Consider the following 9,027-nt stretch of genomic DNA (forward strand, 5'->3'; position numbering starts at 1 on the left):
ACTACAAATTTTGAGACAGAAAAAAGACTGCCCCTTTTGAGACAGCCTCTTTTTTTCTTTATACTATTAAGATTTTAAAAAATCGGATAGTAAAAATAATGGGAACGCTCGGCAGAGATCATGGCATACAGTAATTCCATTGCAGTAATTTTTAATTGTTAATATAATCGGGTTTTCAGATTTCAAAGCTTTTTTGTTTTTTCATCGCGTTAAGAGCCCGTTTCCTGGCTTTTTTCACTTTATAGCTAAACCATTTTTCTTTAAAAAGATTCCGCATTGCATTATCAAAATGCCTCGTGATCACCAGGTTTTTAAAGCCCCGCCATTTTTCAAGCGGGCTTGAAGGTAATGCCCTTATAGAAACAGAGTATCCTTCCGTTTCATATTGTATATAATGCCACCATCCGGAAGGAATATAAAGGGTCTCTCCCGGTTTAATAACAGTTTCATAGCCATTCAGATATTGTAGAGCAGGATATTCTTTATAGTCAGGTTCTTTAATATTAGTAAGACTGTGGAAGTTATAAGGAAGTCTGTACATCAGGGCAGATTGTTCCCAGGGAAAGAGCCATATTCTTTTGATCCCCTGAAACTGGGTAATAAAAACATGGGACATATCGATATCAATATGATTCCTGGTGACTGATCCTTCACCTCCGAAGAACATAAAAGGAAGCCATTTTATAATCTTTCCTTTTGTAACATCATTATAATGGATATCATTCTTCAATTCAGGTTTTATACTCAGTAAGTTAAATAAAAAAAGGCGGTGTTCAGTAGGGGAGGCGCTTATCAGATCGAGGTATTCTGAAAATGTAGTTTGAGAAATGGGTTTGCTTGCGACTCTGTCTAAAGATTCAAGCTCGCTGCCATAAATATTCACCTTTTGATCTCCGGCTATTTTTTTGAAAAAGTTGTAATTCCATTTTTTGAATGCCGGGCTTTCAGAATCCACGAAATCTTCTAAGATTAATGGCAGGCGGGGTTTCATATATTGATTAAGGAATCCGCCGGATGATATTTTCTTAACTTTTGGTACAGGTGCTAGTCTCATTTTTTGGATTTAGAAAACAAATATAATTATTATCCTACTAAATTAATAGACTAATGATAAAAAATACAGCTACCTAAATTTTTTATTTGAATTTTTCAGAATAAAAATCATAAAGGCTTCGAGTTTACAGCCTTTTTATTAAATTAGCACATCTAAAAATTTACTAAAAATGATCTCTGAAAAATATCTTCAAAATTTACAGAACGAATTACAGAATATTGATAACGACGGACTTTACAAAAGAGAAAGAATCATTACTTCCCAACAGAGTGCTGAAATTGAAGCTAACGGGAAAAAACTGCTGAACTTCTGTGCCAACAATTATTTGGGATTATCCAACAATCCTGAAGTAATGAAAGCTTCTCAGGATATGATCGAGTCCCATGGCTATGGTATGTCATCCGTTCGTTTTATCTGTGGAACGCAGGATATTCATAAGCAGCTGGAGCAGAAAATTGCTGAATTTTTAGGTCTTGAGGACACTATTTTGTATGCAGCATGCTTTGATGCGAACGGCGGAGTTTTTGAACCTTTATTCACAGAAGAAGATGCAATTATTTCAGATGAATTAAACCACGCTTCTATCATTGATGGGGTACGTCTTTGTAAAGCAGCAAGATACCGTTATAAAAATAACAATATGGCAGATCTTGAAGCCCAGCTGATTGCAGCTTCGGAAAAGAATCACCGTTTTAAAATCATTGTGACCGACGGAGTTTTCTCAATGGACGGAATTGTAGCCGATCTGAAAGGAGTTTGTGATTTAGCTGACAAATATGATGCTTTAGTAATGGTTGATGACTCCCACGCAACAGGTTTCATCGGGAAAACAGGTCGTGGAACTCATGAGGCCAATGAAGTGATGGGAAGGGTAGATATCATTACTTCTACATTGGGAAAAGCTTTAGGAGGAGCTTTAGGAGGTTTTACTTCCGGTAAAAAAGAGATTATTGATATGCTGAGACAGCGTTCCCGCCCTTATTTATTCTCCAATTCACTGGCTCCCGGAATCGTAGGTGCTGCATTGAAAGTATTGGATATGATTTCAGACGACACCACACTTCGTGACAGGGTAATGGAAAATGCAGCATATTTCAGGGGAGAAATGAAAGCCAAAGGTTTTGATATTCCTGATGGTGATGCGGCGATTGTTCCGGTAATGCTTTACGATGCTCCGCTTGCCCAGAAAATGGCTGAGAAATTAATGGATGAAGGTATTTATGTGATTGGTTTCTTTTATCCGGTAGTTCCGAAAGGAAAAGCGAGAATCAGGGTTCAGCTTTCTGCCGCTCATACAAGAGAGCATCTGGATAAAGCAATTGCCGGTTTTGAAAAAGTAGGAAAAGAGTTGGGAGTGATTTCATAATAATAAACAATCTCTACAACTGTAGAATGAAAACAGAGTTTCTTATATTTACAGAAATTCTGTTTTTTTATGAAAAAAATATCCATTCTTTTATTGGTGCTTTTATCTGTAGTTTCCTGTAAGACTAAAATGAATCAATACATCAGAGATGAAAATAAAGTAAATAAAAGAGACGGCAAATGGAAGGAAGAATATTCTTCGGATGACGGAGTTCTCACAGCCATTGGGAAATATGATAAAGGAGAGAAGAAAGGAGTCTGGAAAACCTATTCCGATACTAAGGATTTTAAGCATAAGCTTTACCAGAAAGATAAAATCAAAAAAGGCCTTACAAAAACCAGGAGATATTTTCCCAACGGTAAAATAATGGAAGTGGGGCAGTCGAAACTGGATATTTCCAAGGACCAGCGCCACTGGTATTATATCGGAGACTGGAAATATTACAATGATAAAGGGGAGCTTCTGTACATTAAAAAATACCATGACGGAAAAAAGACAGACGGTATTTCCTATAAAAAGTAAGTTTACAGCATGGTTTTGAATTTAATTTTCAGATTTTAATAAAAATCGGTTATTCTTATTTTAAAATCATTTTTTCAGATTAAATTCTGTTTTTTTCTTAAATAAACTATCTTTGCAAACAAATTTTCAGGATGCTTTATACAATCATAAAAGCTTTACATATTATCTTCATGGTAAGCTATTTTGCAGGGATTTTTTATCTCGTGAGAATTTTTGTTTACTATAAAGATACCGATGAATTTGCCGAAGAAAAAAAGAAGATTTTAAGAGAGCAGTATACCTTTATGGCGAGAAGGCTCTGGAACATCATTACCGTTCCTGCAGGCGTTATCATGGCGGTTTGCGGACTGGCCATGATTGTTATGAATACCGGACTGATGAAAATGCCGTGGTTTCACTTAAAGCTTACTTTCCTGATTGGCCTTGCAGTGTACCATTACTGGTGCTGGAAAAAAGTGCTGAAGCTAAAAGCCCTTAACGGGAATACCCTTGAAACTGCCAATATAAAGCTGAGGCAGGCCAATGAAATAGCGACTTTCATATTATTCCTGGTCGTATTCACGGTGATCTTAAAATCTATGGTAATAGAATACTGGTGGCAATTAATCGCAGGATTTTTCGTTCTTGTATTTTTAATCATGATGACGGTAAAGCTGGTTAATAAAAATAAAAAAAGTAATAAATAATAGAGTATCAGTGCAGAGTATTGATGTACATTAATACTTTTTACATTTTACATTTTACAAAAAACTATGATTGCAATTTTTAAAAAAGAACTTTGGAGTTATTTCGGAAACTGGAGCGCGTGGATCATCATTGCAGCTTTCAGTCTGATAGCAACTCTTTTTTTGTTTTTTTTCGATAATGATTCTAACATTTTTGAGATCGGAATGGCTTCCTTACAGAGCTATTTTGTTTTGGTTCCGTGGTTGCTGATGTTTATCATCCCCGCATTGTCTATGAAAACATTTGCGGAAGAGCAGCAGACAGGAACATTAAACTGGCTGTTTTCCCAGCCTTTGAAAATTTCAGACCTGGTGTTGGGAAAATTCCTTTCGGTTTGGGTAGTCGGGATTTTATGCCTGATTCCGTCATTGATTTATCTTTATACCGTGTATGCTTTAGGGGTGCCTGAAGGAAATATAGATTTGGGAATGACTTTCGGAAGCTATATCGGTCTGATTATCCTGATTGCTGCTTTTTCCGGAGTAGGAATATTGGCTTCATCATTATCACAAAACCAGATTATGGCTTACCTGCTGGGCGTTTTCATGTGTTTCATCATGTATTTCGGGATCGAGCAGCTGGCGAGTTATAAATTATTAGGCGGTGCCGATTTTATCCTGCAGAATGTAGGCTTTTATCAGCACTTTTTAGGTTTTACACGAGGGCTTATCGATTTTAAGGATGTCGCTTATTTTGTTCTGGTCATCGGTATTACGCTAGCATTGTCTAATCATTTTATCAATAAAAAGAAGTAGAATTATGAAGAAGATATCATTTAAATCTCCGTTAGGAATTTTACTTTTTGCAATTTTACCGTTAGCCGTTATCCTGGCGGTTTCGGGAATACGTTTAGATTTAACGAAAGAAAAAAGATATACCCTTTCCGACAGTACGGTTAAAGTATTAAAGTCGGTGAAAAGGCCCCTGAAGGTTGAAGTTTATCTGGAAGGAGATTTTCCGGCAAGCTTTAAGCAGATTCAGAATGAAACGAAATTCATGCTGGAAGAGTTCAGGAAGATCAATCCGAAAATAGATTTCAGATTCATTGACCCTATCAAAACTAAAATGTCACAGGATACTTTGATGGCTATGGGTATGGAACCTTCTGTACTTCCGGATATCAAAGACGGGAAAGTGTCCCAGATCATGCTGTTTCCTTATGCGGTGGTGAAATATGACAAAAGGGGAGTTTCTATTCCGCTGGTGGTTCAGCAGACCGGAATTGATGCCGATCAGCAGCTGACAAAATCTATTGAAAACTTAGAATATAACCTGGTTTCAAATATCAAAAATATTGCAGCGGACACCAGAAAAAAAGTAGGGGTTTTGGTGAACCAGGATGAATTAAGTCCAGATGAATTCCAGGGATTCATGCACCTTGCCTTAGAAAATTATGATGCAGGACCGGTGATTCCTAAAAACCAGACCGAGCTTACCATGGCCGATCTTCCGATGCTGAAACAGATGAGTGCCCTGGTGATTGCAAAACCAAGAAAAGCATTCACAGATGGTGAAAAAGTGATCCTTGACCAATACATCATGAATGGTGGTAAAACCCTTTGGATGATCGATGCCGTAAACGCAGAAATGGATACGTTGACAAGATCGAAAAAAGTAATGCCGTTCCCTGTGGATATCAATATGACGGACTTCTTTTTCAACTACGGGATCAGGATCAATCCTGCCTTGGTAAAAGATGTAAAGAAATTTGCATTGCTGCGTCTTGTAACCGGAGAAGTAAGCGGAAACCCGCAATACACAAGCCTTCCGTGGCCATACTTCCCGTTAGGAATTGCAGAGCACAATAACCCGATCACGAAAAATATCAACCCTGTAAAATTTGAGTTCCCGACTTCAATTGATACTTTGGGAAGGAAAAATATCAAAACCAATGTTCTTTTTGAATCAAGTGAAAGAACGTTACTGAAGCAGGTGCCGAATTATGTTGATTTAAAAGAAATTTCGAGTGTAGACAGCCTCGGACAAATGGAAAAACCAAGTACCCCGAAAATCTACGCGGTTTCTCTGGAAGGTAAATTTACTTCTGCCTACTCCTCAAGAATTGAAAGAAAATCATATCCGGGCTTCAAGGCACAGAGCCCCGAAAATAAAATGATCATCATTGCAGATGGTGATGTGGGAAGAAACAAGGTGATCAAGGGACAACCTTTACCTTTAGGCGTAGATATGCTGACCAATGAGCAGTTTGGAAACGAGCAGTTCCTGAGAAATGCATTAGACTACCTTTTAGATGATAGCAATTTAATGGAATTAAGAAACCGGAATATTGAAGAAAGACTTCTTGACCGACAAAGAATTACAGAAGAAAAGAATAACTGGCAGTGGTTTAATTTGCTGCTTCCTTTAGTAGCGATAGGAGCGCTGGGAGGATTGTTCTTCTGGTTGAGGAAGAGGAAGTTTGGATAATATAAAAGAGAAACCGGGAGGTTTCTCTTTTTTTTTGACTATTGATTTGTAGTTCAGATATATTTATTCATAATTAAATATACTATTACCCAAATAAGGTGGAAGAATAATTTTTAAGGTAATTATATGATGCTTCAATATATTCACGCTTAAATAATTCTTTCTTGCGCATATTCCAATTTGCAATAGCTTGAGTTACTTCATCAATAGAATATTGTGGGTTTTGGGCAATTATAAAATCAACTGTTGCTAAAATTTCTAATGAAAGTTCTGAAGTAAAGCCTGCTAAAAATTGAATAAGACTTTTTACCCGTTGGGCATCTTCGTAAGAAAGTTCTCTATTAATATATTGTTTAACTTCTTTCCATTTTTCATAGTTTAATTGTAAAGGCTCAAATGGTCTTGTGTTTCCTTGTTCCATTCCCTTTAAGTAAACTCCATTTAGATGATAAAGCACTTTTTCTACACCAATAGCATATGGACCATAATGATGAGCTTTAAAATTAAGGTTCAATTTTTGTCCTTTTCGCTGTAGGAAATATGCTAATTTGTTTGCTGCAAATAAACTACTATATTCACCCATACTTTCAAAAGCGAATAAAGAATAAAGTAATGAAGCACGAGCTGGTGTCAATTTTATTTCTTTTTTTATTTCTTCTTTTTGTAAAATAGCCTTAATTGCAGCATTTGGCTCATAAATCATGATCTCTGTTTTCAATCCTTCCAATGCTTGTTCAATCATAGGTTTTACTTTGTCCCAATCCAAACCACCATTACCACTTCCTAAAGGTGGTATTGCAATACTTTTTATTTTTTCTTTTTGCAGTAACTCACGCAAGGTAATTAATCCTTTTTCAATATATTCATATTTTGAAGGATATCGCCAATGAACTTTTGTGGGGAAATTTATTATTAGCTTTTTACCTAATTGTAAATTTTCGTCCCATACAGTCAACAGCTTACCTGGTTCTAATTCTTTATTCTTACAAGCATCAATATATGCTTTATTATTATTTGGAAAAGCTTCTTTAAATTGTAATGCAATTCCTTTACCCATTACACCTACTGTATTTACTGTATTTACTAAAGCTTCCGCTCCAGATTGCATCATATCACCTTCAAATACTTTTATCATTTTAAAAAAAATATTGTGGCTGAATATTTACAGCCAGATTAATATTATATTGATTTAAAATATTGGTTACAATATCTGCTGAATGTTTGTTATAAACATTTAGTGATTCTATTTTTATCAATGGTACTTGTTCAAAAATCAAAAATTCTGCTTGATATCTTCTTGGTCGATCATAATCACCATCAGTTTTTGAAAAATCACTATTTTGTATGCTTTGCCAATCAATTTTTTCTAGATTTGTTAAATTATTATAATGATTACTTGCCATGTCATTGCCTTGTCCATCTGTGAAAAACCATTGTGATAAGGTTGCCAAATCATTAATTAAGCAACGTATAACCAATATTTCACTTCGGTTTCTTTTTAAAACTAGAGGATGCCTATAACCAGTTATTATATTAAAAAGCATCATAGATTTTGGAGTAAAATAAAACGGAACATAGTCGCCAATCATTCCATAATTACTAATTTTTACAGGCATTGCACTCCGAACATCAATAATTTCAGGATTGCCAATATCAACATAATTCTGAGAAGCATTGGGATGGTGTTTATTAACAATACCATTTTGCAATAAAAGAGATAAGTTGCTTATATGTGTGATACGATAACAATATGTTTTATGCTTGTTGATCATGTTGAAATTGTAATTGTTTATTCATTAATCTGTTTACTCTTTCAACTTCTCATTTTCCTCCTTCAAAGTTACAATCTTCTCCTCTAAAATTTTAATATAGCTTTGCAAATTTTCTACAATAGAATTAGGTATGCCAGTGAAGTTATTAAAATAGCTACCGGAATTACCATTAAAAGTGGTGCTGTCGTGATTATTATGAACTATAGCTATTAGCCTTTCCTCTTTTATCTCTTCCACAGGCACTTCCAAAGCTGCAGCCAGTTTTTCCCACTCATCATCAAACATTTTTATTTCGCCTCTTTCCTTGCGGGAGTAGTTGGAAGGATCTGTTGCAATGATACCGGCCATTTTTTCCTGGGAGAATCCCCTTTGTTTTCTTAGACTTCTTAGCTTTTCCATAATGATATTTATATCTGTGCTTTGTACAAATATAGAAAAATTTAAGACGAGATTTTCCAGATTAGTGGTAGAGACAGAATATTTTTTTAGTACATGGAAAAAATAATATTTCTGTGTATCGAAGAGCAAAGTTTTTTTGAAACCCAATAACTGCTGTTTTAGGTATTCAAATATTTAAACGGAAGATTCACGATGTCAATTACTTTTTCACCCTTGCTGTTTTTTCCGGCTTCCCATTTAACTTTTGAGGTGGTTTTTTCTGCTGCTTTTTTTACTTCAGTATTGAAAGCTTCATTGTCTCCGTAAGTCGAGACATTCAAAATAGTGCCATCTGAGCTTACTTTCAGGATGATCTTTGTTTTTAGATCTTTGCTGAGGTTTTTGAGCGCATCTTTATTTAAATTCTTTTTGACGTTATCAATAAATGCTTTGTTTCCTCCCGGGTACTGAGCCGGAAAAGCAGTCACTGGCGGTGGTGGAACAGACATATCCTGCGGCTGTCGGGATTCAAATTTATCTTTTACCTTTTCTGCTTTTTTTACTTTCTGGGCAAACCCGATTCCGAAGATCAGTATCAGGAAGAGTAATAATATTTTTTTCATATTTAATTGCGGTTTTATGGATGATAAAGCGATCATTTAAAATAATACGTAAAGAATGAATAGCTTATTGACAAACTATTCATTCTCATTGTTTCATTAGCACCAGAATCCACCGCCGCAAGCATAGTTGTGGCAGCTTGTACCTCCTGTTTCAGGCGG

At 35.7% G+C, this 9,027-nt stretch carries 10 protein-coding genes; 5 read left to right on the top strand and 5 right to left on the bottom strand.

Annotation, left to right across the window (positions count from 1 at the left end; genetic code table 11):
- Window positions 1-175: 175 nt before the first annotated feature.
- Entirely contained in the window at window positions 176-1,054 is an 879-nt protein-coding gene (locus PMI13_RS11700) for a cupin-like domain-containing protein (RefSeq protein ID WP_007843890.1), read from the bottom strand.
- Between the two features lie 169 nt (window positions 1,055-1,223).
- On the opposite strand from PMI13_RS11700, the gene kbl reads away from it, so the two are divergent.
- From kbl to gldG, 5 genes are all read left to right on the top strand, one after another.
- On the top strand, window positions 1,224-2,420 hold the full coding sequence (kbl, locus tag PMI13_RS11705; RefSeq protein WP_007843892.1) for a glycine C-acetyltransferase: 1,197 nt from the start codon (window positions 1,224-1,226) through the stop codon (window positions 2,418-2,420).
- Window positions 2,421-2,489: 69 nt separating this feature from the next.
- The gene (locus tag PMI13_RS11710; RefSeq protein WP_034670302.1) at window positions 2,490-2,942 is read left to right on the top strand and encodes a hypothetical protein; all 453 of its coding nucleotides are present in this window, start codon (window positions 2,490-2,492) and stop codon (window positions 2,940-2,942) included.
- Between the two features lie 131 nt (window positions 2,943-3,073).
- On the top strand, window positions 3,074-3,628 hold the full coding sequence (locus tag PMI13_RS11715) for a CopD family protein (RefSeq protein WP_007843897.1): 555 nt from the start codon (window positions 3,074-3,076) through the stop codon (window positions 3,626-3,628).
- Window positions 3,629-3,694: 66 nt separating this feature from the next.
- A complete protein-coding gene (locus PMI13_RS11720; protein WP_007843899.1) occupies window positions 3,695-4,423 on the top strand; it encodes an ABC transporter permease in 729 nt (242 codons plus the stop codon).
- A gap of 4 nt (window positions 4,424-4,427) precedes the next feature.
- Window positions 4,428-6,095 (top strand): gliding motility-associated ABC transporter substrate-binding protein GldG, encoded by a 1,668-nt coding sequence (gene gldG / locus PMI13_RS11725; protein ID WP_007843901.1) that lies wholly within the window; start codon window positions 4,428-4,430, stop codon window positions 6,093-6,095.
- An 85-nt stretch (window positions 6,096-6,180) separates the two neighbouring features.
- On the opposite strand, the gene darG is transcribed toward gldG, so the two are convergent.
- The 4 genes from darG to PMI13_RS11745 form a co-directional block, all read right to left on the bottom strand.
- Window positions 6,181-7,230, bottom strand: a complete 1,050-nt coding sequence (gene darG, locus PMI13_RS11730) for a type II toxin-antitoxin system antitoxin DNA ADP-ribosyl glycohydrolase DarG (RefSeq protein WP_034670303.1) — start codon at window positions 7,228-7,230, stop codon at window positions 6,181-6,183.
- Between the two features lies 1 nt (window position 7,231).
- On the bottom strand, window positions 7,232-7,867 hold the full coding sequence (gene darT / locus PMI13_RS11735; RefSeq protein ID WP_007843908.1) for a type II toxin-antitoxin system toxin DNA ADP-ribosyl transferase DarT: 636 nt from the start codon (window positions 7,865-7,867) through the stop codon (window positions 7,232-7,234).
- Between the two features lie 33 nt (window positions 7,868-7,900).
- Window positions 7,901-8,266, bottom strand: coding sequence for a helix-turn-helix domain-containing protein (locus PMI13_RS11740; protein ID WP_034670323.1), 366 nt, complete (start codon window positions 8,264-8,266; stop codon window positions 7,901-7,903).
- A gap of 158 nt (window positions 8,267-8,424) precedes the next feature.
- Entirely contained in the window at window positions 8,425-8,868 is a 444-nt protein-coding gene (locus PMI13_RS11745; RefSeq protein WP_007843910.1) for a hypothetical protein, read from the bottom strand.
- Window positions 8,869-9,027: the final 159 nt, after the last annotated feature.

It is taken from the genome of Chryseobacterium populi, assembly GCF_000282115.1.
Taxonomy (GTDB): domain Bacteria; phylum Bacteroidota; class Bacteroidia; order Flavobacteriales; family Weeksellaceae; genus Chryseobacterium; species Chryseobacterium populi.